Raw genomic sequence first — 24828 nt, 5'->3', positions numbered from 1 at the left:
TCTACTCATCAGCCAAGCGTTACGTCGACCGATGCTTGTTCACCATCGCGCACCACGGTGACAGACACGCTGTCGTCCGCCTGAGCGATCATGCGGCGCAGTTGCTCGACGCCGTGAATCACCTTGCCGTCGACGGCAACGATGATGTCGCCCGCCTGAATGCCGGCTTCGGCGGCCGGACCGGTGGACTGCTGCACCACCACGCCGCCCGGCAGCTGCGCTTGCTGCTGTTCGTCCTGAGTCAGCGCACGCACGGCGACGCCGAGACGCGGACGGTTTTGCTGCTGCGGTTGTTCCTGCTGCTCTTCGCGTGGCGCGGCCGACGCCATGTCCGACGCTTGCTGCGCGCCCACCGTCACCGCCAGCTTGCTTTCGCCGCCGTTGCGCCACACGCTGATCGTCGCTTTGCTGCCCGGCGACAGTTGCGAGACCTGACCGATCAATTCGGTCGTGTTACCAATATGCTTGCCGTTCACGCCGACGATCACGTCGCCCTGGCGCAGACCGGCTGCGTGCGCGGGACCATTCGGATCGACCGAGCCGACCAGTGCGCCGCCCGTCGAGTCAAGGCCGAGCGCCTTGGCCTTGTCGGCGCTGAGCGGCTGCACGCCCACGCCGATGCGGCCGCGGCTTACGTGACCGGTACTCACGAGTTGGTCCTTCACGTGCATCGCCGCGTCGATCGGAATGGCGAACGACAGTCCCTGGAAGCCGCCGGTGCGGGAGTAGATCATCGAGTTGATGCCGATCACTTCGCCGTTCAGGTTGAACAGCGGACCGCCCGAGTTGCCCGGGTTGACCGGCACGTCGGTCTGGATGAACGGGATCGGGCTATCGTCGGAGAACGAGCGCGATTTCGCGCTGATGATGCCCGAGGTCACCGTGCTGTCGAAGCCGTACGGCGAGCCGATCGCCACGACCCATTCGCCGACCTTGCTGCTGTCCGGGTTGCCGATCTTCACGGTCGGCAGATTGGTCGCGTCGATCTTGACGACGGCGACGTCGGTGGCCTTGTCCTTGCCGATCACGCGCGCGTGGAATTCGCGGCCGTCCGTGAGTTTCACGGTCACGCTGGTCGCGCCGTCGACGACGTGATTGTTGGTCAGGATGTACCCGTCCTGGCTGATGATGAAGCCCGAGCCGAGCGCTTCGCCGCCGCTCTTGCGTTGACCGTTCTCGTCGACCGACGCGGCTTGTTTCACGCCGATATGCACGACCGCCGGGCCATAGCGCGTCACGATGCTGGAGAAGTCCGGTGCCGACGAGCGCGAGCCGACGACATCCGCCGCCGCGTGCAGCGACGACGTCGATCCCTGCGCGTCGTTTACGGACGCATCGGCATTGCGATGGCTGAGCGCATACGCGCCGCCGATTGCGAGGACAGCGCAGATCGCGGCGCTACCGCGCCAATAGTTTTTGGTGGTCATAGTCAGGGAGTCTTGCGGAGGGTTACGTGGTGGATGCGTAATGTAGTGGCCTCCACTTAAAGCAGACTTAAAGATGGTGTTCGATCAGAATGCGCGCGCAGGCCTTGTTTTAGGCGCTTTTTGCGTGTCGTGCGGCTTTTATGAGATAGCAACATCTGCATCTTTCGCGCGATTCGAGAACGAGTGCAGCGTCGCTTTATCGTGCCTGACCAGTAATTTCCCCAGGATTGACCCCGCCCAAAGCGGTTCGGATAATAACCATATCGTGGACTTGTTATCCACAATGTGGACATTTCTTTTTTCTGCACACTTCGCGAGGAATTTCCCATGCCAGAGGCCAATCAATCCGACCTGACGCCGTACCAGCTACCGTTCCCGAAGGAAGCGCAAAAGGAAATCGTCGTGCCCTTCGCGATTCCGACCGACGAACGCGTGTGGGTCCCGCAGGCAGAAAACGTGTCGTTCCGCCCACTGTGCCTGAATGCGTCGCAGGGATACTGGATGAATCTGCTGCGCGTACGCCGCTCGGGTGTGTTGAGCCGGCATCGTCATCCGCAGGCTGTGCACGGCATGGTGCTCAAGGGCCGCTGGCGTTATCTCGAGCATGACTGGGTCGCGACCGAAGGCAGCTACGTGTACGAGCCGCCGGGCGAAACGCATACGTTATATGTGCCCGAGGACGTCGAGGAAATGATCACGTACTTCCAGGTCAACGGCGTGATGTTCTATTGCGATCCGTACGGGAACTACACCGGTTACGAAGACGTATTCACGAAGATCGACATGTGTCGCAAGCACTACGCGGCGGTGGGCCTCGGCGAAGACTACGTCGACCAGTTCGTCCGGTAAAAGGCCGCGCAAGCCCCCAACAGAACCAACGGCCAGGACACCGCAATACCGACAGGCACGGCAACACCATTCCCACACAGCAGGACCCATTGCGCAGGAGACAAACATGCTTCAGAAGTCGCAGCGTCTGAAACGTATCCAGGTGGTCGCCGTCGTCTTCCTGACGGTCGCGGGCATCGTCAATTATCTCGACCGCAGCACGCTGTCGATCGCGAATCATCTGGTCAGCGAGGAATTGCATCTGTCCGCTTCGCAGATGGGGCTGCTGCTGTCCGCGTTCTCGTTGTCGTATGCGTTCGCGCAGTTGCCGGTCGGCGCGCTGCTGGACCGTTTCGGATCGCGCGTGATGCTCGGCCTCGGCATGCTCGTGTGGTCGATCGCCCAGGTCGCGGGCGGCTTCATCCAGACGCTCAATCACTTCCTCACGGCGCGCGTCGTGCTCGGCATCGCCGAGGCGCCGCTGTTTCCGGCCGGCGCGAAAGTCGTCAGCGAATGGTTCGCGGTACGCGAACGCGGCACGCCGATCGGCACCTTCATCTCGTCATCCACCATTGCGCCGATGATCGCGCCGCCGCTGCTCACGGTGCTGATGCTTTCCTTCGGATGGCGAACGATGTTCGTCATCATGGGCGTGGTCGGCGTTGTCGTCGCGCTCGCGTGGTACCTCGTCTATCGCAATCGCAGCGAAATCGCGCTGACCGAAGAAGAAACCGCGCATCTGAACGAAGGCGCGACCGGCCAGGAGAATCCGCAGGGCCTCAGCTGGTCCGAATGGGGCGCGCTGTTCAAGCTGCGCAACACGTGGGGCATGATCTTCGGCTTCATGGGCGTGATCTACATGGTGTGGCTCTATCTGACGTGGCTGCCCGGCTATCTGGAGCGTGAGCGTCATCTGAGCATCGCGCACACCGGCTGGCTCGTCGCGATTCCGTATGTGTTCGGCACGATCGGCATGGCGAGCAGCGGCGTGATCGCCGACTATCTGTTGAAGCGCGGCATGGCGCCGATCCGCAGCCGCAAGTGGCCGCTGTGCGTCGGTCTCGTCGGCGCCGCCGCATTCACGGTGCCGGCCGCCTACACACCGAGCACGACGCTCGCGATCGTCTACGTGTCGCTCGCGATGCTGTTCGTGAACCTGTCGAGCGGCAGCGCATGGGCGCTCGTCAGCGTCGCCGCGCCGCGACATCTGGTGGCGTCGCTCGGCAGCATGCAGAACTTCGGTGGCTATCTGGGCGGCTCGTTCGCGCCGGTGATCACCGGCATCGTCGTCGATCGGACGCATTCGTTCGTCAACGCGCTACTGATCAGCGCGGCCGTCGCGTTCGCGGCGGCGCTCGTCTATCTGTTCGTCGTCCAGGAAGTGGCGCCCGCGCCGCTCGCGAACTCGATCGAGACCCAACCCACCTGAGGCGGCTTCTCCCATGACGTTCCAGAACCAGCTCCTCGAAGGCAAGACCGCGCTCGTGACCGGCGGCTTGTCCGGTATCGGCGCGGCGATCGCCAACACGCTCGCGCAGCTTGGCGCGCACACGGTGGCGGCTGGTTTGCCGCTTCCCGAAGGCACGCCCGATACGCTCAATCGCGAGATTGCGCGCGTCACGCTGGATGTCCGCTCGGGCAACGCCGTCACGGCCGCGGTGAACGCGTTCGAGCGTCTCGACATCGTGGTCAACTGCGCCGGCGTGATCAGCCGCGTCGAAGAACATCGGCTCGACGTGTTCGAACGCGTGATGGATATCAATCTGAACGGCACGATGCGCGTGTGCGCCGCCGCGCGCGATTCGTTGAAGGCGTCGGCGGGCTGCATCGTCAATACGGCGTCGATGCTGAGTTTTTTCGGCGGCGGTCTCGTGCCCGCTTATAGCGCGAGCAAGGGCGCGGTGGCGCAGCTAACGAAGTCACTCGCGATCGCCTATGCCGTCGACGGCATTCGCGTCAATGCGGTCGCGCCGGGCTGGATCGCAACGCCGCTCACCCAGGCGTTGCAGGACGACGATGGCCGCTCGCTGGCGATTCTGGAACGTACGCCGCTGCGTCGCTGGGGCACGCCGCAGGAAGTCGCGCAGGTCGCGGTGTTCCTGTGCTCGCCGGCGGCGTCGTTCATGACGGGCGCAATCGTGCCGGTCGACGGCGGATATCTCGTCGCGTGATCGAGTCGGCGCGTGAAGCGGCGCCGCCGTCGTTCGTCGCCATCGATAAAGGCATAATTGCGTACCCCTGCCCTGCCCTGCCTCTGTGTGATGTCGAGTTCCGCTTCCAAACCCCGTTCCCACGCCAGCGCCGCCGGCCATGACGCTGTCGGGCACGCCGACGACAAAGCCGACTCCAAGGCCGTCGCCGGCGCCGCCGCGTTCTCGAAGTTCATCGCGGTGCTGCAACTGATCGCCGATGCGCCAACGCCGCCCAACGTCGCGAAGCTGAGCGCGGCGAGCGGCTATCCACGCCCGACCGTCCATCGCATCGTCGCGGCTTTGCAGGCTGAAGGGCTGATCGTCGCGAGCGGCAGCGCCAACACCTTCGGCCTCGGACCGCGCCTGATCAACCTTGCGAGCCATAGCTGGGAGCGCTCGGATCTGCGGCTCGCGGCCGTCGATGCGTTGATGGCGTTGCGCGACTTCACATCGGAGACGATCCACCTCGCGGTGCCCAGCCAGGGCGAGATGGTCTACATCGAAAAGCTCGAAAGCCCGCACGCGGTGCGCATGGCATCGCGCATCGGCACGCGCGTGTCGCTGACGTCGAGTTCGGTCGGCAAGGCGTATCTGGCGACACTCAGCGTAGCCGAGCGCGAGGCGCTGCTGAAGAACGCGCCGCTCGAGCGTTTCACCGAGCACACGCTGACCGACCTCGACGCCGTGCGCCGCGAGCTCGACGCGACCGCGCAACGCGGCTACGCGGAAGACCACGAGGAGAACGAAGTATCGATCTGCTGCTACGGCGCCGCGATTCGCGGCCCGGACGGCCGCGCGGCCGGCTGCGTGAGCATCAGCATGCCGACCTTTCGCCGCCGCGACGATGTGCAAGCCACTTACATCGAGCCGCTGCTTGCGGCATGCCGCACGATCGCGGCGCGGCTGGGGCCGGCGAGCGGCAGATAGCGGACGATAGTGCGGCCGCGCCCGTCGATAAACTGCTATTCTTGCTGTCGCGCGGCCGCTCTGGCCGCCCGCCGCGTGCAAGCGGCAGACCCCGACAAGCTCCCGGCGGCGCTCACGCGCCCGCCTTCGCAAAGACAGGAATACGCATGTTCGGTTTTCTGCGCGGCTACTTTTCCAACGACCTGGCAATCGACCTCGGTACGTCGAACACGCTGATCTACATGCGCGGCAAGGGCATCGTTCTCGACGAGCCGTCGGTCGTGTCGATCCGCCAGGAAGGCGGGCCGAACGGCAAGAAGATCATCCTCGCCGTGGGCCGCGAAGCGAAGCAGATGCTCGGCAAGGTACCGGGCAACATCGAGGCGATCCGCCCGATGAAAGACGGCGTGATCGCCGATTTCAACATCACCCAGCAGATGATCAAGCGCTTCATCCAGATGGCGCACGAGTCGCGGCTGTTTGCGCCATCGCCGCGCATCATCATCTGCGTGCCGTGCGGTTCGACCCAGGTCGAGCGTCGCGCGATCAAGGAGGCCGCGCATAGCGCGGGCGCCTCGCAGGTCTATCTGATCGAGGAACCGATGGCCGCGGCGACGGGCGCCGGCCTGCCGGTGTCGGATGCAACCGGTTCGATGGTCGTCGATATCGGCGGCGGCACCACCGAGGTCGGCGTGATCTCGCTCGGCGGCATTGTGTACAAAGGTTCGGTGCGCGTCGGCGGCGACAAGTTCGACGACGCCATCGTCAACTACATCCGCCGCAACTACGGCATGCTGATCGGCGAGCAGACCGCCGAGGCGATCAAGAAGGAAATCGGCTCCGCGTTTCCGGGCTCCGAGGTCATGGAGATGGAAGTCAAAGGCCGTAACATGTCCGAGGGCATTCCGCGCAGCTTCACTGTGTCGAGCAACGAGATCCTCGAAGCGCTGACCGATCCGCTGAATCAGATCGTGTCGTCGGTGAAGATCGCACTGGAACAGACGCCGCCGGAACTCGGCGCGGACATCGCCGAGCGCGGCATCACGCTCGCGGGTGGCGGCGCGCTGCTGCGCGATCTCGACCGTCTGCTCGCCGAGGAAACCGGCCTGCCGGTGTTCGTTGCAGAGGCGCCGCTGACCTGCGTCGTACGCGGCTCGGGCATGGCGCTGGAGCGGATCGAGAAGTTCGGCAGCTCGTTTTCCTACGATTGATGCGCGTGCCGAACGCTGAACGATGACGACCCTGCCCGCCTACGAGCCGCCCGTCGACGAAACCGAGCTGCTGTTGAAATGGATTCGCCGCGCGCGCGAATCGCAGATGAGCCATTACGACATGGCGGATCTGCTGTCGGCGCGCGAGCGCCGCATGGGCTGGCTCGTGACCGCGCTGACCGCGTTCGTCGGCACGGCGGTGTTCGCGTCGTTGAGCGCGCCGCCGGTGTCGATCGAGATGCGGATAGTCGTTGGGCTCGTCAGCGTGGCGGCGGCGCTGTCGGCCGCGTTGCAGACGTTCCTGCGCTATGCGGAGCGTGCCGAGAAGCATCGCGCGGCCGGTGCGCGCTATGGCGCGGTGCGTCGGCGGCTCGAAGCGGTGTTTGCCGGCGACGCCGATGCGCGCGAAGCGCACTATCTCACCGGGATCCGTACCGAACTCGACCGTCTCGCCGAAGACTCGCCGAACGTGCCGCCGCGGATCTTCTATCGCACGCAGCGTACGTTGCTGGCGGACAGGCCGCGTCGGCGTGATGCGTGATACAGGCGGCCGGGCGCGCCTTCGCCTTCGCTTTCGTTTCCGTTTCAGATCACAGATCGTCCGCGCTGATACCCAGCTCGGTCGCCATGCGCCGCACGACGGCCTGCAGACGGCTGACTTCATCGGCGAGACGCTTCTGCTCGGCCTTCAGCGCCTCGAATGCCGACAGCGGCACGCTGTCGTCCTCGGCGAGCGCGGACTGCGCGGCTTCGGTGATGCTGAGCTCGCCGCACAACAGATGCATCCAGCGATTCTCACGCTCGCCCGCCATGCGCGGCAGCCGGACGACGCGAGGCGGATCGTTCGCGGCCAGCTCGTCGAGGAACGCCTCGACCGACGAAATATCGGCGAAGCCATGCAGGCGCGCGCTGTTCAGGCGCAATTCGGCGGCCGTTTGCGCGCCGCGCAGCAGCAGCGTGGTCAGCAGCGCGATCGACTGTCCCGGCAGCCCGAGCACGCGGTTCATGTTGTGCTCGAAGCGCGGCACGCGGCTGCTGCTGCCCTCGAACACGAGGCTCAGGCGTTTCAGGCCGTCGACGGCGGTCAGCACCTCGGCCTCGGTCGCGCTCATCACCGGCGCGCGGCCGGTCTTCTGATTGCAGCCGAGCGTCAGCGCGTTCAGCGACAACGGATAACTGTCGGGTACCGTGTGCTGTTTTTCGACGAGCACGCCGAGAAGACGTCCTTCGAGCGCGGTCAGCGCGCGCAGCGAGGGTCGGGAAGGAGCGTCGGGAGTCGAATTCATGGGATTGCGAGATCTCGTGGAAGATGCGCGCGCCGTTCGCGGCTGGACGGCGCGTTCTGTCAGGTGGGCACTATGATAAACGTGGCGAGCCCGGCGCGGCGAGCGAATCTGCGTTGCCGGCGAAGCGCGCACGCCGGCAAAACCCGCCACATCTGCTAGTGTGAGTTGATCGACATTCTGTTTCGCGGAGACGCCATGCGGTCCACAAGCTCGAGATCGAGCGAATCTGCCCGCCTGACCGACGCGCAGATCGCCGCCGAAGCAGCGCGCCGTCTCGCGTGGGATTCGGCCGTGCCGCCGCGCGCCGTGCGCGTGAAGGTCGCGCGAGGGCGCATCACGCTGTCGGGCGAGCTTCAGCGCGAAGCACAACGCGCCGCGATGCTCGAAGACGTGACGCGTCTGTTCGGCGTCACTTCAGTCGCGGACCGGACCGTCGTCCGCAAGGGCTGACCTCAGTCAGGCGAGTCAGCTCCCGCCCGCTTGCAGCCGCGCCTTCGAGCAGCAGTGTTTCGTCGTTGGCCGAGTGGGCGAACAGCCCGAACTTCAGCGATGACGACCCGCTATTCAGCACGAGGATCGTCCGTTCCTGATCGTGGTCGTGCATGGCGCCTCCACGCTCAGCCTTTCCACGTCCAGTTGCGGATTTCCTCCTTGTCGATCCCTTCCTCGTGCGCATACGCGAGATGCTCGATGATCTGCCCGCGCAGCCACTCCTTCGTATGATCGCCGACGCCGCGCAGCGACGGCACGCGATCGATCGCATCGATCGCCAGCGTGAAGCGGTCGACGCCGTTGATGATCGCGAGTTCGAGCGGGGTATTGATGTTGCCCTTCTCGTTATAGCCATGCACGTGCATGTTTCCGTGATTCTGTCGGTTGTACGTGAGCTTGTGCACGAGCGCCGCATACGAGTGGAAGTTGAAGATCACCGGCTTGCTGGTCGTAAACAGCGAATCGAAATCGCGGTCGGACAGTCCATGCGGATGCGCATGCTCGGGCATCAGGCGGAACAGATCGACCACGTTGACGAAGCGGATCTTCAGCGTCGGGCAGTGCTCCTTGAGGATCTGCACGGCGGCGAGCGCTTCCATCGTCGCGATGTCGCCCGCGCACGCGATCACGACGTCCGGCTCGACGCCCTGATCGGTCGACGCCCAGTCCCAGATGCCGATGCCCTTGGTGCAATGCGTGACGGCCGCGTCCATGTCGAGATAGTCCAGGTGCGGCTGCTTGTCGGACACGATCACGTTCACGTAGTCGCGCGAGCGCAGGCAGTGATCGGCGACGCTCAGCAGACAGTTCGCGTCGGGCGGCAGATAGATGCGCACGACGTCCGGGCTCTTGTTGGTGACCACGTCGAGAAAACCGGGGTCCTGGTGCGTGAAACCGTTGTGATCCTGGCGCCACACGATCGACGTGATCAGCAGATTGAGCGACGGCACCGGCTGCCGCCAGCCGAGCTCGCGCTTGGCTTTTTCGAGCCACTTCGCGTGCTGGTTGAACATCGAGTCGATCACGTGCACGAACGCTTCGTAGGTCGCGAAGAGTCCGTGACGGCCGGTCAGCGCATAGCCTTCCAACCAGCCTTCGAGCGTGTGCTCGCTGAGCATTTCCATCACGCGGCCATCGGGCGACAGTTCGCCGCCGTCGGCGTCGCCCGGTTCGAGCGCGGCGAGCCAGGTCTTGCCCGACGCTTCATAGACCGCGTGCAGCTTGTTGCTCGAAGTTTCGTCGGGACCGAACAGCCGGAAGTTCGACATGTTGTTGCGCATCACGTCGCGCAGGAACGTGCCGAGCACCGCAGTCGGCGACGTATACGCCGCCGCCGGTTTCTTCACGGCCACCGCGTAGTCGCGGAACGGCGGCATATCGAGCATCTTGCACAACAGTCCGCCGTTCGCGTGCGGATTCGCGCTGATGCGGCGCGCGCCCTCGGGCGCGAGCGCGCGCAGTTCTTCGACGAGCCGGCCGTTCGCATCGAACAGCGTTTCGGGGCCGTAGCTGCGCAGCCAATCCTCGACGATCTGCAGACTCTTGCGATTGCTCACCGCATCGGCCACCGGCACCTGATGCGAGCGCCACGAGCCTTCCACCTTGTGACCGTCGACTTCCTTCGGCCCGGTCCAGCCCTTCGGCGAGCGCAGCACGATCATCGGCCAGCGCGGCCGCGTCGTGTCGTTGTTCTGCCGCGCATGCTGCTGGATCGCGCGAATTTCGCCGATGCATTGTTCGAGCGTCGCGGCCATCTGCTGATGCATCGTGTCGGGATCGTCGCCTTCGACGAAATACGGCTTGTGCCCGTAGCCGACCATCAATGCTTCGAGTTCCTCACGCGGAATGCGCGCGAGCAGAGTCGGGTTGGCGATCTTGTAGCCGTTCAGATGCAGCACCGGCAGCACCGCGCCGTCGCGGATCGGGTTCAGGAATTTGTTCGAATGCCACGACGTGGCGAGCGGGCCGGTTTCCGCTTCGCCGTCGCCGATCATCACGGTGACGATCAGCTCGGGGTTGTCGAACGCGGCGCCGTAGCCGTGCGACAGGCTGTAGCCGAGTTCGCCCCCTTCGTGAATCGAGCCCGGCGTTTCGGGCGTGCAATGCGAACCGATGCCGCCCGGGAACGAGAATTGCCGGAAAAAGCGCCGCATACCGGCTTCGTCCTCGCTGCGGTCCGGATAAATTTCCGAGTAGTGGCCTTCCAGGTAGCAGTGCGCGAGGCTCGCGGGGGCGCCGTGACCGGGGCCGGACAGAAAGATCACGTCGAGATCGTGTTTGCGGATCAGCCGGTTCAGATGCACGAGCACGAAGCTCTGGCCGGCGTCGGAGCCCCAATGGCCGAGCAGCCGGTTCTTGATGTGCTCGGCCTTCAGCGGTTTGCGCAGCAACGGGTTGTCGCGCAGATAGATCATGCCCACCGACAGGTAATTGCATGCGCGCCAGTAGCGATCGAGGTTGCGCAGCGTATCGGGGTCCAGAACTTCCGGTGGGGTGGGATGCGAGGTTGCTTCGGCCATGGCGTCACTCCTCGAAAAGAACTGTCAGGCTGGTTGGCGGATGATGCGGCGCACTCGAAACGAAGCCGGGCGGTGCGAGTCGAATGTACTAAGCTGCTCAAACGGGGGCGAATGCTTTCTACCCCTCCCAGTATGTCGCGCTGAATGTGGCATTCGTGCTGCAACTCCTTGCGCTGTCTGCTTTCTTTTCGTGATCTTCTGTCTCAGGTCAATGGCCGCCATGTCGACATCTCCCAGTGCGCTCAAAGTGCTCGTGGTCCTGGTCCTTACGCTCGTGTTCACATGCCTGGCTGTCGCCATACCGATCGGCATATTCGGGCTGCTGGTCAAGCTGTTCAGCCACGTCTAGCACAGCGGCGCGGCTGCCAGCGTGCGAACGCGAGCGCCACGGAATGTGTATGCTCGCTGAAAGACCGGGCGCGGCATTGGCAATGCGCCGCTCATTCATCGCAAGGAGAGTGCCTTGACCGACCGCACCGACAACCCGCCCGCATCGCAACCCGATCCCGAATTGCAGGCGCTCGCGCGCGAAGTCTTCGACCTCGCGCGGCGCGGCGATGCGACGATGCTCGCGGCCGTCATCGAGAAAGGCGTGCCGCCGAATTTGCGCAACGAGCGCGGCGACAGCCTGCTGATGCTCGCGAGCTACCACGGCCACGTCGACGCGGTGCGCACGCTGCTCGACCGGGGCGCCGATGCGAACCTGCGCAACGACGCGGGCCAGACGCCGATCGCGGGCGCCGCGTTCAAGGGCTTCGACAAGGTGATCGAAACCTTGCTCGCGCATGGCGCCGACGTCGAAGGCGCATCGCCCGATGGCCGTACCGCGCTGATGATCGCGGCGATGTTCAACCGCACCGCGATCGTCGATCTGCTGCTCGCGCACGGCGCGGACCCGCATGCGCGCGACGCGAACGGCGTCAGCGCGGCCGATGCCGCCGCACGGATGGGCGCGGCCGATACCCAGGCGCGCCTGAAAGCGCTGGGCGCATGAGCCCGCGATGTCACCCATGAAACGGCGCCCGCACCACGCGCGCGGCGCCGCCTAGTTGCCCTTCGCGCTACGCAACAGCGTGTCCACGTCGAGCTCCGCCAACTCGCCGATCCGCCCGACCGTCACGTCCGCGGGCGGATTGCTCGCGATCTGCTTCGCATCGAACGCATAGTGTCCCTGGCGCGGAAACACGGTGGTCAGCTCCGCGCCCCATGCCTTCTTCATCGCGCTCAGAATTCGCAGCTTGTCGTCGACCATCACGTAATGGCGCGCCGGATAGCATTCCATCACCTGGTCGAGCATCAGCTCCTTGTGGATGTAGATCAGCACGCGCCCGTCGACTTCGTCCCACAGGCCCGAGCGCGAAATCTTGCGCGGCTGGAACACGACGTCGCCATCCGACAGGATCACCGTCGGCCCGTGCTTGCCGAGATGCCGCAGCGCGTCGAGCGCACCCGGATAGAGCCGGTTCGCAAACGGATACTCGATCAGGAACGACGACATCAACAGCAGGCGCGTGTCGCGTGGATGCTCGGTCCGGTAGCGCTGCAGCGCGCCGAGGTAGTCGGCGTAACCGAGTTCGGTGCGCAGGTTCTCGAAGATTTCCCAATAGCGCGCACTGTTCTCTTCGCCGAACTGGCCCATCATGTGCGCGCGCAGATCCTGCAGCACGTGATCGTTGTCGAGCAGCGTGTTGTCGCAATCGAACAGAAACACGACGTCGTGCGGCGTGGCGGAGGTGACTGGCATCGGGGTTCCTTGTGGCAAGTTCGGCGGGCCGGTTCGGCGGGTCGGCGTGATAGCGCACGCGTGGATGGCCTCGGCTACTTCAGCCCGCCGTCCGGCGCAACGGGTTTTTCCGCGTGGCCGCCGAAATCGTGCCGCATCGCCGACAGCACGCGATTCGCGAAATCGGCTTCTCCGCGTGAACTGAAGCGCGCGAACAGCGCCGCGCTGAGCACCGGCGTCGGCACACCTTCGTCAATGGCCGCCGTGACGGTCCAGCGCCCCTCGCCCGAATCCGATACGCGGCCCGCGTAGCCTTTCAGTTCGGTGTCGCTGGCGAGCGAGCCGGCGATCAGGTCGAGCAGCCACGAGCCGATCACGCTGCCGCGCCGCCAGACCTCGGCGATATCCGCGAGATTCAGATCGTACTGATACAGCTCGGGACGGCGCAGCGGCGACGTCTCCGCATCGGCCTCGCGCGCGTGCCGGCCGGCGTCGGCGTGGCGCAGCACGTTCAGACCCTCGGCGTAGGCGGCCATCAGCCCATACTCGATGCCGTTATGAACCATCTTGACGAAATGCCCCGCGCCTTGCGGGCCGCAATGCAGAAAGCCCTGCTCAGCGGTGCTCGCGCCCGCCGCGCGGCCCGGCGTCGCGCTCTGCGTGCCCGCGCCGGGCGCCAACGTCGAGAAGATCGGTTCAAGCCGTTTGACGACCTCAGCCTCGCCGCCGATCATCAGGCAGTAGCCGCGCTCGCGCCCCGCGACGCCGCCGCTCGTGCCGACGTCCACGTAGTGAAGCTGGCGCGCGCCGAGTTGCTGGCCGCGGCGGATGTCGTCGTGGTAGTAGGAGTTGCCGCCGTCGATCACAACGTCGCCCGGCTCGAGCAGCGGCACGAGCTTGTCGAGCGTCGCGTCGACCACGGCGGCGGGCACCATCAGCCACACGGCGCGCGGCTTGTCGAGCTTCGCGACGAGGTCTTCGAGCGAGCTCGCGCCGGCCACGCCTTCCTGCTTCAGCCTGTCGACCGCCGCCGGCTGCACGTCGTAGACGATGCACTGCTGAGCTCCCCTGGTCAGGCGCCGCACCATGTCGGCGCCCATTCGTCCCAATCCAATCATGCCTAGCTGCATGGCTCGCTCCTAAAGATGCTGCGTTGCGCTGCCCGATTTTCCGGTCATCGTGTTGCGGCGGCGCGGCTGCCCTTAAGCATAGGCGCTGTGTCGCGAGCTACGCCGCATGTATCGAAGCAAGCCGCACTTTTTTGCAGAGGCGCAGCGCGGCTCAAAGTTCCACGCAACTGGAGGCGCGCCGCATCCGCACGAAAGCGAACGCGGCGAGCCCACGTGTCATTCGCTACGCTCGGGCACGCGCGTGCCGCGGCGGGCGGCCAGCTTCGCGTATTGCTCGGCCGCGAAGCGCTTGACCGCGCGCCACATCAGCGGATAGCGATAGCCGGGCACCGCGAACAGCACCAGCGCGCCCAGCGCCAGCAGTCCGCAGAACAGGAACGTGCCGCGATAGCTGAACGCCTGCACGAGCAGCCCCGACAGCACGCCCGACAGGATCGAGCCGACCCGCGCCGCATTGAAGAACAGCGCGGTCGCACGCCCGGGCGAATGCGGCATCAGATCCTGCACGTAGGTCATGCCGAGGCACGAGGTCACGGCGACCACGAACGCGTTCAGCATCTGCATCGGGATCAGCACGCTGACGTTGCCGGCCAGCGACATCGCGACGAAGTACACCGCATGCACGGCCGCGCACGCGGCAAGCCAGTTCGGCTTGTGCAGCGACGACGACTTCGCGCCGAGCGCGAGCATCATCGGGATCTCGGTCAGCGCGCCGAGACCGAGCATCACCGACACGTCGAGATGCGTGCCGTTGAGCCCATGCACGATGTACAGCGGCAGTACGATCATCGTCGCGTTCGCGGCGAGGCCGAGTAAGGTCAGCGCGGTCACCGAGCGCAGGATGTCGTTCGCCGACGCGACCGGCAGTGTTTCGTGCGCGTCCTCGCCGGGCTGCCTCAGCGGCGGCACCGTGATCGACGCGGACGGCTCCGACGCGGTGTCCTCGACCGTGTGATCGCCGAGATGGCTCTGCGGCTCCTGCATGCGCCAGACGATGAAGCCGCAGGTCGCGAAGCTGGCGGCCGCGAACAGGAAGAGTCCGGTGAAGCTCGTCGCGGCGAGCACCAGCGCGCCGACCGCCGGCCCGAACACCCATGCGGCCGAGAGGATCGTACGCAGCGTCGCGCTCGCGAACACGCGCTCGGCAGGGTCGGGCACCGGCAGCGCCGCGCGGCTGAACGAGAACACCATCGAAATCGCCGAACCGCCCGCGCCGATGAACACGATGCCGACCACGAGCAGCAGTCGGTAATCGCGCACCACGCACAGACACAGGTAGCCGAGCGCGGCTGCGATGAGCGCCGCCAGCAATAACGGTCGATGCCGCCCGCTCCGGTCGCTCCAGCGCCCCGCCACCGTGCTCGCGAGCACGCCGCTCGCGGCGATCAGCGTCATGAATACGCCGAGCCGGAACGGCGTCATGCCGGCGCGTTCGATGCCGAACAGAGACAGATACGGTGCGGTGAAGGACATCGCCACACCGAGCATCAGGGTGGCGGCGGCGAGCGGCTTGAAGCCTGGAATGCGAAGCAGGTCGAAAAAACGCGCAGTTTTCAACACGGGGCGGTGGGTCAGGTGGAGCGGGCCTCGATACGCAGCGAAGCGCTCGAAGGCACGTTAGGCGTCGCAGGCAGGGGGCCGGAACGACCGGGGCATTATCGACCCGGAGCGCGGCTCGCGTAAACCCGCTAATAGCTGTCCCAAATCCGTGAGGCGTGCGCGGATGCATCCGGCGACTCGCGCCGCGCCGTGCCGATGCGTGCCGTTAGCGGCAAGCTGTTGGCACGCTCGCCGCTACTTGCCCTCAGTTGCGCGCATTTGCTGCGCCTGCGCCTTGTAGTCGTAGGTCGGATAAAACTCGGTGTGATAGCCGCCCCACGCGGTCGATTCGATCGCGCGGTTCACTTCGCGCAACCGGCTCGCGGGCACGCGCAGCGTCACGACCTGCCCGATGCCCATCATCACGTACCACGACACGACTTCGATGCCTGGCGGCGGGAAGGTCTTGAAGAAGCCCTGCTCGCGCAGTTGATCGTTGATTTTCGGCAGCGGCTTCGATTCGTCGTGGCGCAGGAAGATCGTCAGCAGGAAGGTGTCGTCGGCGGGGGCGGAGGCTGCCGTGGCTGAGGTGGCCGCCATCGTGGCGGGGGGCGCCGCGTCGGCGCCGTGCGCGAGCGGCGCGATGGCCAACATGACCAACGATGCAGCCAGCGCGACCGCCCGCGCGCCGCGCGTCGAAAGCCGATCAGCGGAAAGACCAGCGATTGCTGATGCAATGAGCATAAAACGCCTCCATGACGGATTGAACTCAGCTTCGATCACACCCCTGCGCGCAGCAATCCCCGCTCCAGCGCGAACGCATCACACCACGACGTAGCCGCGCTGTTCGAGCGTCCAGCGGTGCCACCGGTTGCCATACGCGCCGCATGCGAACGCGAACACGATCGACAGCACGAAGCCGATCAGATCGGCCGTCTCGCCCCACAGCCCGATGCCGAGCAGGATCACGTTGATGCCTAGCATCACGAACGCGGCGAACCACATTCTCTTCGACAGCGCCCAGATGAAGCCGAGCAGGCACGCGCCCCAGCTGAAGCCGGTCGCGACCGCGATAGCGTCCTTGTGTTGCGGATGTTGCAGATAGATTCGTGCGTTCATGTTTTGCGAGGTTCCGTGCGATGACGCGGCGCGTCGATCGATCGAGCGCGCGCGCACCGCTTTTTAACATGCCGCGGTGACACCGCGCGCATCGGCAGCATACGGCCGCTGCGCTGACGATCCGCGGCATAGCTGCTACCCTTGGCAGATCACGATCAGCGGAGCACGCATGACCTCGCCGACAGCTTATTCCCCGAAAGGACCGACCCGCGCCGAGCTGGACTCGCTGCCCGGCGTCACCGTCGTCGAATTCGGCACCGACTGGTGCGGCTATTGCCAGGGCGCGCAGGCATCGATCCGCCAGGCGCTCGCGCCGCACACGGGCCTGCGGCATCTGAAGATCGAGGACGGCCCGGGCCGCCCGCTCGGCCGCTCGTTCAAGGTCAAGCTGTGGCCGACGCTCGTGCTGATGCGCGACGGCGCCGAGGTCGCGCGCGTGGTGCGGCCACGCAGCGCCGAGGATATCGACGACGCGTTCGCGTCGCTCTGAGATTCGAGCTCCGTCATGCGCCAGGTCATCCATCATCTGAGTGTCCAGGCCCGCGGCCGCGGGCTCGTCGAATTTACCGACGACGCGCGCCGCTTCGTCGACGACACGGACATCCGTACCGGTCTGCTGACGCTGTTTTGCCGGCACACGTCGGCGTCGCTGCTGATTCAGGAGAATGCCGATCCGTCCGTGCGGCGAGATCTGCAGCGCTACTTCGAGACCCTCGCGCCCGAGGACGACACGCGCTACGAGCACGACACCGAAGGCCCCGACGACATGCCCGCGCATCTGCGCACGGCGCTCACCCAGGTGCAGTTGTGCGTGCCCGTCGAGCATGGAAGGATGGTGCTCGGCACATGGCAGGGGCTGTATCTGTTCGAACATCGGCGTCACCCGCAGCCGCGCGATATCGTGTTGCATCTGCTCGGCGAATGAAGTCCGCTTTCGCACCCACTCGTCACGCAAAGGAAACTGTCACCGGCACTTCTCCGCACACCGCATCGACCGGAGCCTACCCAAGGGAGCACACCTCATGGACACCCGTAGCGAGCTGCAAGCCACCGTCAAGGCGATGGTTCAACCGGGCAAGGGTCTTCTCGCCGCCGACGAAAGCGGCCCGACCATCGCCAAACGCTTCAAGACGATCGGCCTCGAGTCGACCGAGGAAAACCGTCGCGCGTATCGCAACCTGCTCCTGACGACGCCCGGCCTCGGCGAGTTCGTGAGCGGCGTGATCCTCTACGAAGAAACGCTCGGCCAGAAAGCCGACGATGGCACGCCGTTCCCGCAGGTGGCCGCGGCAAACGGCATCGTGCCCGGCATCAAGGTCGACCTCGGCAAGGTGCCGCTTGCGCTCGCTCCCGGCGACGAGATCACCGAGGGCCTCGACGGTCTCGCCAAACGCTTCGTCGATTACAAACGGCAAGGCGCGCGCTTCGCGAAGTGGCGCGCGGTCTACAACATCACGGCGAGCCTGCCGAGCCGGCTCGCGATCGAGGCGAACGCCGATTCGCTCGCGCGCTACGCGGCGATCAGCCAGGAAGCCGGCATCGTGCCGATCGTCGAACCCGAGGTGCTGATGGACGGCGAGCACACGATCGAGCGTTGCGCGGAAGTCACCGAGGCCGTGTTGCACGAGGTGTTTCATGCGCTGCATCGGCATCGCGTGGTGCTCGAACATATCGTGCTGAAGCCGAGCATGGTGCTGGCCGGCTCCGAGCATCAGCAGCAGTCGAGCACGGCGCATATCGCGGCGGCGACCGTGCGCGTGCTGATGCGTACGGTGCCCTCTTCGGTTCCCGGTCTCGTGTTCCTGTCGGGCGGACAGTCGCCCGAGGAGGCTACCGCCAATCTCAGTGCGATGAACCGGCTCGGCGCGCTGCCGTGGAATCTGAGCTTTTCGTACGGGCGCGCGTTGCAGGAGCCGCCGTTGAATGCGTGGCGCGGACAGCCGGCCAACGTGAAGGAAGCGCAGCAGGCGTTGCTCAAGCGCGCGCGTCTGAACGGCGCGGCCGCGCTCGGCAAGTACGACGCGGCGATGGAAAAGGATTGAACCCAGGGATTGAACCCGGGCGCGGGCGCAGGCTATCCGGGAGCTGTGGAAAAAGGCTTCTGGATCGCGTCCGCGCATAACATCCATCCCGCACATATCACAGCCGACAGTACGAATTGACGGTCAGCGACTGTTACGGGCTTTGCAGATAATCCAACGCCGAGATTTGCCTTTTCCTGGGGACGTTCGTCACGATAAAGACCAGGGATCAACCTTGCCGCCCTCGATGATAAAGTGCTTCGCATTGGAGGTTGGGTCAAAAAAGCGCCAGTCTTCTTCGTCAGGCGCACTGTTCGGGCTGATGACAAGCCGCAAGCCACCGGACAGTAAAATGTCTGCACCGCCTTCTTCGCTTCCCGATACGCCTTTCACAATGGCAGGGCCCTGTTTGACCAGCAAATCGTCAATACGCTGAGCCGAACGGTGTGCCTTTTCATCGGGACCGAAAAGATCATCTTGCGTTGCAATCGCACTGCCAGCCTGTTCTATTTTCCAGTTGCATTGGATGTGTAACGACCACTCCCCAACGTGCCTGATCGCACCTTTGAAATTGGCTACCGGTCTTAGGGAGCCAAACTGCATCGTCAGCGTGCCTGCTGCATGATGTACCGCACTTATCGGCAGTCCTTCAACAGCTGACAGGCGGCGCTCAATCTCGTCTCGTGTGTTAATCATTCGGTAATTCCACTGTTTGTTGGCCGCGTTACCACAAGTTGAACATATCTTTGGCGCGTTCCATTATTTCGTGATAGCCGAGCCGTTGACCGCCAATTTCCCGATGAAGCTGCTGCGCCTGATTTTTGTTCAGGCCCAAGGCAGTTGCTACATCACGAGTCTGCCTGTTTTGCGCCTGATTATTACCCGGCATTCCCTCGGCGCCCGCCAGTACCTCAACGTCGCCACTTGCCGCGTCCGGTGTGTACTCGAACGGCTTTACATTGGCGAGATTCTGCGGCACGCGCGCGCTGTTGCTACGAAGAAGCTTTGCCATGTCCGCGTCGGCTGGCTGTTGCGCGCGCGCGGGCGCTTGCCTGGAACCCTTGTCTCGCTGCTCCTGTATCGCCTGCACGCACTTGCGCATATCCTGCCGCTCCGGCACAAAGAGCAGGCCACCGTTCTGCACTTCGTTGTAAAGGGCCTTTGCAACCTCATGGTCGTCCATCCGGCGCATATCGAATCGGTTGTCACTTCGGCCAAGCACGTCGCGCAGCTCGTACGACTGGAGGGACAGCAGCATCGAGGGGGCGTGTTGCAGCCACGCTGCGCGCGCTTCCTCCATGCCTTGCGCCAGGTCGTCGTTTCCCGCGCGGGGTGCGCCGGCTGGCAGGGCAAAATGAAACCAGCGGTCCGCGTCAAACATGCGGGGCGACTCAATGTGAAGGTAGATCGATTTGCGAACGCTCTGCCAGAAGAAATGTCCGTGCCGTCTTTCACGGACGTCGAGGTGAGGAGCGGGAAAAAGTGAAGTCATCGTGCCTCACAGTCAATTGACGAGGCACGATTGTGCAACATGGCACCATCTCATAAAACCCCCGTTGCCGACAGTGCCGGGTTCTGGCGGGGACTGCGGCGCACAGAAAAACTGCCGGAGCCGACGCGCCAGACGATGTTCGACGCGGGGCGCCAGCCGCCCTTCTGCCTTGACACGCTGCGCTTACTGCCCCTTCGTATCGCTGCTCGCGTCGGCGCCCGGCGTATTCGTCGAGTCGGTCATGGGCTTCTTCGACTTCGAATGCTTCTTCATGTGATGGTGAGTCGAAGGCGTGGTCTCCCCGGTCGCGCCCGCATCGCCGCCCTCGCGTGTCGAGGTCGCGGCGTTGCTGTTCGGGTCGTTGCCGGCCGGCCCCCCGCCGCCGCCTGCGCCACCGCCGGCCCCTTGCGCCATTGCGAGCGACGAAGCCGCGAGCAAGGTGGAAACGAGCACTGCGTGTCTGATCTTCATGGCGATTCTCCTGGGTGTCGAGAGTGTCGAAAGGAAGTGGGCGCGCGGTGACCGCACGCGCAAACCTCGCGCTCTTTTCAGCAAGGGCTGTGCCGCAGCACAGCACGCCAGGAAAAGCCCATGGATGCGATAGACGAACGGTGCCGCGGCTTCAGGTGCCGCAAGCCACCAGCGCATGCAGTTCGTCGATATTGAACGGCTTCGCGAGTATCGCAATGCCGAGCCGACGCGCGCGGTCGAGCTCGTCGGCGTAACCGGTCATCAGCGCGATCTTCTGCGACGGCCACGCGCTGCGGATCTTCTCCGCCAGGTCGATACCGTTCAGCTTGCCCGGCATCTGGATGTCCGACAGCACGAGCTCGAAGCGCTCGCCAGCGCTCAGCACGTCGAACGCCTGGTCGGCGGTCGGCTCGTGATGCACCTCGCAGCCGAAGGTTTCGAGCACCGCGGTCACGCCGGCCGCGACGTCCTCGTTGTCCTCGACGAGCAGCACGGCCCCGGCCGCGGTCGGCAGCGGCTGGCGCGCATCGGCGCCGGCCAGCGCGGCGCCCTCACGATAGCGCGGCAAAAACATCCGCACCGTCGTGCCGCTGCCCAGCACGCTGTCGATCTTCGCGGTGCCACCGGCCTGCTCGGACATCGACAGCACCTGGGCGAGCCCGAGGCCGGTGCCCGAGCCGCGCAGCTTGGTCGTGAACAGCGGCTCGAACGCGCGTCGCGCGACCGATTCGGGCATCCCTTCGCCGTCGTCGGAACAGGCGATCAGCACGTACTCGCCGTCCGGCAGCAGCGTATCGCTGCCGACCAGCCGATTGTTCTGGCAGCGGATCACGAAGCGTCCGCCGCGCGGCATCGCATCGCGCGCGTTCATCGCGATGTTCACGATCGCGAACTCGAGATCGGTCGGATCGACGAGCACCTGCCACAGGTTCTCCGGCATGCGCAACGCCAGTTCGACCGTGTCGCCGAGCGCCGCGTTGATCAGCGGCACGGCGGCCGGCAGCCAGCGCGCAAGCTCGACGGGCTCCTGCTTCAGCGGCTGCTTGCGCGCGACGCTCAAGAGACGCCGCGTCAGCGCTTCGGCCGTGGCAGTGGCACGCTCGACCGCATGCACTTCCTTCTCGAGATCGTTGTAATGCTTGAGGCGCGCGAGTTCGGTGTTCGCCGACACCACCATCAGCAGGTTGTTGAAATCGTGCGCGACATTCGCGACCAGATTGCCGAGCGCGCCCATGCGCTGCAGTTGCCGGCTCGACGCCTCGGCCGACAGACGCATCGCGACCTCGCCCTGCCACCGCTCCCACGCGCGCCGCTCCGCCTCGAGCTGACGCAGCGAATACAGCACGAGCCACCAGATCGCGATGCAGGGCACCGCCGTCAGCGCCGCGATCAACATAAAGTGCGTGCGCCACGCCGCCACGATCGATGACATCGCGTACGCGCTCATCACATACAACGGATAGTCGCCGACACGGCGAAACGCGAGCAGCCGCTCGACGCCGTCGACGGTCGAATTCAGGTGCACGTGGCCGAACAGCTGTTTGTCGCGCAACGCGGACATGAACGCGCTGTGCATCGACGGCCGGGCGCCGGCCGGCCACGGCGGATAGCGCACCAGCAGATTGCCGTCCTGCCGGTACAGCGCGAGCGCGAGCGACGGATCGCCGTTGGTCAGCTCGCGATAGAAGCGCGAAAAATATTCGCTGCGCAGCGCCACCGTGACCACGCCGAGAAACTGACCGTCCGTACCCGAGCGGCCGATCGCGGTCGTGAACACGTCGACCTTCGACAGCTTGCCGAACATCGGCAGCGAGAAATACGGCTGCGGACGCATTGCCTTCGCGGCGAGAAAATCGTCGCGCAAGCCGCTCGTCACTGCCGGCGCCGGATACGCGAGGCTCGACGCAAGTAACTGGCCGTTCACACCGAGCAGCGAGATCGACGCCACCTGCGGAAAGTCGCCGCCGATGCTCTGCAGACGCTCGTGCAATTCGCGCTCGCGCGCGCGGATCTGCGCGTCGTCGGAATTGCCGAGCAGCTCGATCACGCGCGAGGCCATCTGCCGGTTCAAATCCAGCACCTTGACGGCCTGCTCCTGCGCCACGCGCGCGAGGCGGTCGAGCGCATCGTTCGCATCGGAGATGCGGCGCTGGTAGTCGAAGTAGCCGTAGCCCACGAGGCAGGCCAACGGAAACACGATCGACACGGCCAGCAAGATCAGCAGCATGCGCTGCGTCGCCGCGAAGTTGCGTGACGGCATCGGCACATCGACTGCGACACGTTCTGCACGCTGCACGGTCCCTGCTCCATCAAAGTTGCATACGGTCAGGGAAGGCATTGCCTGTGAATTCGCACGCCGCTGTTCGCGCGCTAATTCCCCTGCCTCGAAATTTACCGCAACTCGGCCTATCTTCCCAAGCAGCTTCACGGCATCACTCCGCCGACGCGTCCGGGCACGACGATTGCTGGCTTATCGCTGCTTGATGGCAAGCGTACTTCCGTCACCGCTCGCGACGCGTTTGCGTGCGCTGCGCGAGCTCTTTCTTGCGCGAGGCCTCACCATGTCCACGACTGCCCGCCGCGTCGCGCGGCTCCCGGAATTGCCAGCGGACCGCGCGGTGCGCGTGATCGTGGACGGCACGCCGATTCTGCTCGTGCGCGATGGCGACACCGTGCGGGCTTACTCGCCTGATTGCCCGCATGCCGGGGGCCCGCTCGAAGAGGGCGCGCTGTGCCACGGCCGCATCATCTGCCCATGGCACAAGGGTACGTTCGACGTCGCGACCGGCAACGTGCTCGAGCCGCCCCCGCTGCTGCCGCTCGATCGCTACCCGGTCACGCTCGATGGCGACGACGTGCTCGTGTCGGCGGAAAAAATCGCAGCACCGGAACCGGCGGCGCACACATCCCCGCCCGATGCCACCGCGCAAGTCAAGCACTACGTGGTAATCGGCGCGGGCGCGGCCGGCGCCGCTGCCTGTGCCGCGCTACGCGAGTTCGGCTTCGAGGGCCGCATCACGCTGATCGGCGACGAAGCGCACGCGCCCTATGACCGCACCTCGCTGAGCAAATTCGTCCCCTCGTTTGAAATGACGCCCGCCGACGTGCCGCCGCTGCTGCCGCCCGACTGGCTGCACACGCACGGCATCGAGCGCATCGTCGCGAAGGTCGCGCGGCTCGACGTGCCTGCGCACACGATCCATTTCGAAGCCGGCGCGGGTGGTAGCGAGCAGAGCATCGAGCCGCTGAAATACGACACCGCGCTGCTCGCGACCGGCAGCGTGCCGAAAGTGCCCGACATGCCCGGCTGCGAACTCGGCGGCGTGCATGTGCTTCGACACCTGGACGATGCCGCCGCGTTGATCGACGCGCTCGGCGACGATGCATCGCAAACCCGCGTCGCGATTCTCGGCAGCAGCTTCATCGGCCTCGAAGTCGCGTCCGCGTTGCGCAAGCACGGCGTGCCCGTCACCGTGATTTCGCGCGACAAGGTGCCGTTCGCGAAGCAGTTCGGCGAGCGCGCGGGCCAGATGTTTCGCGCGCTGCACGAAAGCAATGGCGTGAAGTTTTATCTCGACGCCAAGGTCGCCTCGCTCGAGGGCGAGGAAGGCAATGTGCATACGGTGATGCTCGCCGGCGGCGAGGCCATCGCGGCCGATGTCGTGCTGCTGGGCACGGGGGTTGCGCCGGCTACGGGGTTTGTCGAAGGACTGCCATTGCAGAAGGACGGCGGCGTGGTCGTCAATGCCGGCATGAACGCCGCGTGCGGTCTGTATGCGGCCGGCGATATCGCCGTGTTCACGCTGCATGAGAACCAGGAGCCGGTGCGTATCGAGCATTGGCGCGTCGCGCAGCAGCATGCGCGCATCGCCGCGCAGAACATGTGCGGTTTGCGCAATCGCTATGCCGACGTGCCGTTCTTCTGGACCTATCACTACGGCAAGAACTTCGAATACCTCGGCCACGCGAGCGAGTGGGATGAGATCGTCGTCGATGGCGACTTCGATCATCACCAGTTCATCGCGCTGTACGTGCGCGACGGCCACGTCGACGCGGTGTTCGCCTGCGAGCGCGAAGCGCTGACCGCGCGGCTTTCCGACGCGATGCGCGGCGGGCTGTCGCGGGCCGACGCGCTCGCGATCATCGGCGCGCCGGAAGCGGCGGCGTCGTGACCCATCGTGTTGCCGTTCAACCTTGACTAAGGAGCCACCATGACGACGCACAAGGAAAAACATCCTCACTCGGAAAAGAGTGAAAAGCAGATCGACAAGCAGGTCGAAGACAGCTTCCCGGCTAGCGACCCGCCGTCGACGGGCGGCACCACGAGGATCGAGCCGGAGCAGGACAAGGCAAAGGCAAAGGCCGGGCACGACAAGCCCGCCGGTCAATAGCCGCGTGGCAGCGGTTCGCGCTGCCCGCGCTTGCCGAGCGCCCGCGGCCTCGCCCATCATTGTGTTCGCGGCGGCCGCGGA

25 protein-coding genes are annotated in these 24828 nt (G+C 65.1%); 13 read left to right on the top strand and 12 right to left on the bottom strand.

Annotated elements, in window-relative coordinates; genetic code table 11:
* Positions 1 to 8: 8 nt before the first annotated feature.
* The gene (locus OKW37_RS30485; RefSeq protein WP_429403130.1) at positions 9 to 1427 is read right to left on the bottom strand and encodes a trypsin-like peptidase domain-containing protein; all 1419 of its coding nucleotides are present in this window, start codon (positions 1425 to 1427) and stop codon (positions 9 to 11) included.
* 327 nt (positions 1428 to 1754) lie between these two features.
* Here OKW37_RS30485 and OKW37_RS30480 point away from each other — a divergent pair, with 327 nt between their 5' ends.
* The 6 genes from OKW37_RS30480 (at position 1755) to OKW37_RS30455 (ending at position 7105) form a co-directional block, all read left to right on the top strand.
* On the top strand, positions 1755 to 2276 hold the full coding sequence (locus tag OKW37_RS30480) for a 2,4'-dihydroxyacetophenone dioxygenase family protein (protein WP_187616730.1): 522 nt from the start codon (positions 1755 to 1757) through the stop codon (positions 2274 to 2276).
* A gap of 106 nt (positions 2277 to 2382) precedes the next feature.
* Entirely contained in the window at positions 2383 to 3684 is a 1302-nt protein-coding gene (locus OKW37_RS30475) for an MFS transporter (protein ID WP_187611371.1), read from the top strand.
* 13 nt (positions 3685 to 3697) lie between these two features.
* Positions 3698 to 4426, top strand: a complete 729-nt coding sequence (locus OKW37_RS30470; RefSeq protein WP_429403129.1) for an SDR family NAD(P)-dependent oxidoreductase — start codon at positions 3698 to 3700, stop codon at positions 4424 to 4426.
* A gap of 90 nt (positions 4427 to 4516) precedes the next feature.
* A complete protein-coding gene (locus tag OKW37_RS30465) occupies positions 4517 to 5374 on the top strand; it encodes an IclR family transcriptional regulator (RefSeq protein WP_429403128.1) in 858 nt (285 codons plus the stop codon).
* Positions 5375 to 5520: 146 nt separating this feature from the next.
* On the top strand, positions 5521 to 6564 hold the full coding sequence (locus tag OKW37_RS30460) for a rod shape-determining protein (RefSeq protein WP_013091688.1): 1044 nt from the start codon (positions 5521 to 5523) through the stop codon (positions 6562 to 6564).
* Positions 6565 to 6586: 22 nt separating this feature from the next.
* Entirely contained in the window at positions 6587 to 7105 is a 519-nt protein-coding gene (locus tag OKW37_RS30455; RefSeq protein WP_429353745.1) for an SLATT domain-containing protein, read from the top strand.
* Between the two features lie 49 nt (positions 7106 to 7154).
* Here the strand turns inward: OKW37_RS30455 and OKW37_RS30450 are convergent, their stop codons facing one another.
* Positions 7155 to 7850 (bottom strand): YceH family protein, encoded by a 696-nt coding sequence (locus tag OKW37_RS30450; protein WP_429403127.1) that lies wholly within the window; start codon positions 7848 to 7850, stop codon positions 7155 to 7157.
* A gap of 195 nt (positions 7851 to 8045) precedes the next feature.
* Between OKW37_RS30450 and OKW37_RS30445 the strand changes: the two genes are divergently transcribed.
* Positions 8046 to 8300 (top strand): BON domain-containing protein, encoded by a 255-nt coding sequence (locus tag OKW37_RS30445; protein WP_184035143.1) that lies wholly within the window; start codon positions 8046 to 8048, stop codon positions 8298 to 8300.
* 167 nt (positions 8301 to 8467) lie between these two features.
* Here the strand turns inward: OKW37_RS30445 and OKW37_RS30440 are convergent, their stop codons facing one another.
* Complete coding sequence (locus OKW37_RS30440) at positions 8468 to 10861, bottom strand: phosphoketolase family protein (RefSeq protein WP_429403126.1); 2394 nt, start codon at positions 10859 to 10861, stop codon at positions 8468 to 8470.
* Between the two features lie 463 nt (positions 10862 to 11324).
* On the opposite strand from OKW37_RS30440, the gene OKW37_RS30435 reads away from it, so the two are divergent.
* Positions 11325 to 11855 carry an ankyrin repeat domain-containing protein gene (locus tag OKW37_RS30435; protein ID WP_184060171.1) on the top strand — a complete coding sequence of 177 codons (531 nt, stop codon included), beginning with the start codon at positions 11325 to 11327 and terminating at the stop codon, positions 11853 to 11855.
* A 51-nt stretch (positions 11856 to 11906) separates the two neighbouring features.
* On the opposite strand, the gene OKW37_RS30430 is transcribed toward OKW37_RS30435, so the two are convergent.
* The 5 genes from OKW37_RS30430 to OKW37_RS30410 all read right to left on the bottom strand — a co-directional run bounded on the left by OKW37_RS30430 (position 11907) and on the right by OKW37_RS30410 (position 16372).
* A complete protein-coding gene (locus OKW37_RS30430; RefSeq protein WP_184060169.1) occupies positions 11907 to 12605 on the bottom strand; it encodes an HAD family hydrolase in 699 nt (232 codons plus the stop codon).
* 74 nt (positions 12606 to 12679) lie between these two features.
* Positions 12680 to 13714, bottom strand: coding sequence for a phosphogluconate dehydrogenase (NAD(+)-dependent, decarboxylating) (gene gnd, locus OKW37_RS30425; RefSeq protein WP_184060167.1), 1035 nt, complete (start codon positions 13712 to 13714; stop codon positions 12680 to 12682).
* Positions 13715 to 13930: 216 nt separating this feature from the next.
* Entirely contained in the window at positions 13931 to 15274 is a 1344-nt protein-coding gene (locus OKW37_RS30420; protein ID WP_429353741.1) for a sugar efflux transporter, read from the bottom strand.
* A 234-nt stretch (positions 15275 to 15508) separates the two neighbouring features.
* Positions 15509 to 15997, bottom strand: coding sequence for a hypothetical protein (locus OKW37_RS30415; protein WP_429403125.1), 489 nt, complete (start codon positions 15995 to 15997; stop codon positions 15509 to 15511).
* Between the two features lie 78 nt (positions 15998 to 16075).
* On the bottom strand, positions 16076 to 16372 hold the full coding sequence (locus tag OKW37_RS30410) for a DUF2628 domain-containing protein (RefSeq protein ID WP_090810532.1): 297 nt from the start codon (positions 16370 to 16372) through the stop codon (positions 16076 to 16078).
* A 169-nt stretch (positions 16373 to 16541) separates the two neighbouring features.
* On the opposite strand from OKW37_RS30410, the gene OKW37_RS30405 reads away from it, so the two are divergent.
* The 3 genes from OKW37_RS30405 (at position 16542) to OKW37_RS30395 (ending at position 18414) form a co-directional block, all read left to right on the top strand.
* Positions 16542 to 16862, top strand: coding sequence for a thioredoxin family protein (locus OKW37_RS30405; protein WP_184060161.1), 321 nt, complete (start codon positions 16542 to 16544; stop codon positions 16860 to 16862).
* A 15-nt stretch (positions 16863 to 16877) separates the two neighbouring features.
* On the top strand, positions 16878 to 17297 hold the full coding sequence (locus OKW37_RS30400) for a secondary thiamine-phosphate synthase enzyme YjbQ (RefSeq protein WP_184060159.1): 420 nt from the start codon (positions 16878 to 16880) through the stop codon (positions 17295 to 17297).
* Between the two features lie 97 nt (positions 17298 to 17394).
* On the top strand, positions 17395 to 18414 hold the full coding sequence (locus OKW37_RS30395) for a class I fructose-bisphosphate aldolase (RefSeq protein WP_184060157.1): 1020 nt from the start codon (positions 17395 to 17397) through the stop codon (positions 18412 to 18414).
* A gap of 189 nt (positions 18415 to 18603) precedes the next feature.
* Here the strand turns inward: OKW37_RS30395 and OKW37_RS30390 are convergent, their stop codons facing one another.
* The 4 genes from OKW37_RS30390 to OKW37_RS30375 form a co-directional block, all read right to left on the bottom strand.
* Positions 18604 to 19089: a hypothetical protein gene (locus OKW37_RS30390; protein ID WP_184060155.1), complete on the bottom strand. Its 486-nt coding sequence runs from the start codon at positions 19087 to 19089 to the stop codon at positions 18604 to 18606.
* A 28-nt stretch (positions 19090 to 19117) separates the two neighbouring features.
* On the bottom strand, positions 19118 to 19774 hold the full coding sequence (locus tag OKW37_RS30385; protein ID WP_260321127.1) for a hypothetical protein: 657 nt from the start codon (positions 19772 to 19774) through the stop codon (positions 19118 to 19120).
* Positions 19775 to 20068: 294 nt separating this feature from the next.
* Positions 20069 to 20356, bottom strand: coding sequence for a hypothetical protein (locus OKW37_RS30380; protein WP_187611388.1), 288 nt, complete (start codon positions 20354 to 20356; stop codon positions 20069 to 20071).
* A 151-nt stretch (positions 20357 to 20507) separates the two neighbouring features.
* Positions 20508 to 22652 carry a response regulator gene (locus OKW37_RS30375; RefSeq protein ID WP_429403124.1) on the bottom strand — a complete coding sequence of 715 codons (2145 nt, stop codon included), beginning with the start codon at positions 22650 to 22652 and terminating at the stop codon, positions 20508 to 20510.
* A 265-nt stretch (positions 22653 to 22917) separates the two neighbouring features.
* Here OKW37_RS30375 and OKW37_RS30370 point away from each other — a divergent pair, with 265 nt between their 5' ends.
* The gene (locus OKW37_RS30370; protein ID WP_429403123.1) at positions 22918 to 24528 is read left to right on the top strand and encodes an FAD-dependent oxidoreductase; all 1611 of its coding nucleotides are present in this window, start codon (positions 22918 to 22920) and stop codon (positions 24526 to 24528) included.
* Positions 24529 to 24567: 39 nt separating this feature from the next.
* Entirely contained in the window at positions 24568 to 24747 is a 180-nt protein-coding gene (locus OKW37_RS30365) for a hypothetical protein (protein WP_184060145.1), read from the top strand.
* Positions 24748 to 24828: the final 81 nt, after the last annotated feature.

The organism is Paraburkholderia sp. MM5482-R2 (assembly GCF_050436125.1).
Taxonomy (GTDB): Bacteria; Pseudomonadota; Gammaproteobacteria; order Burkholderiales; family Burkholderiaceae; genus Paraburkholderia; species Paraburkholderia tuberum.
This window is presented reverse-complemented; position numbering and strand designations above follow the sequence as displayed.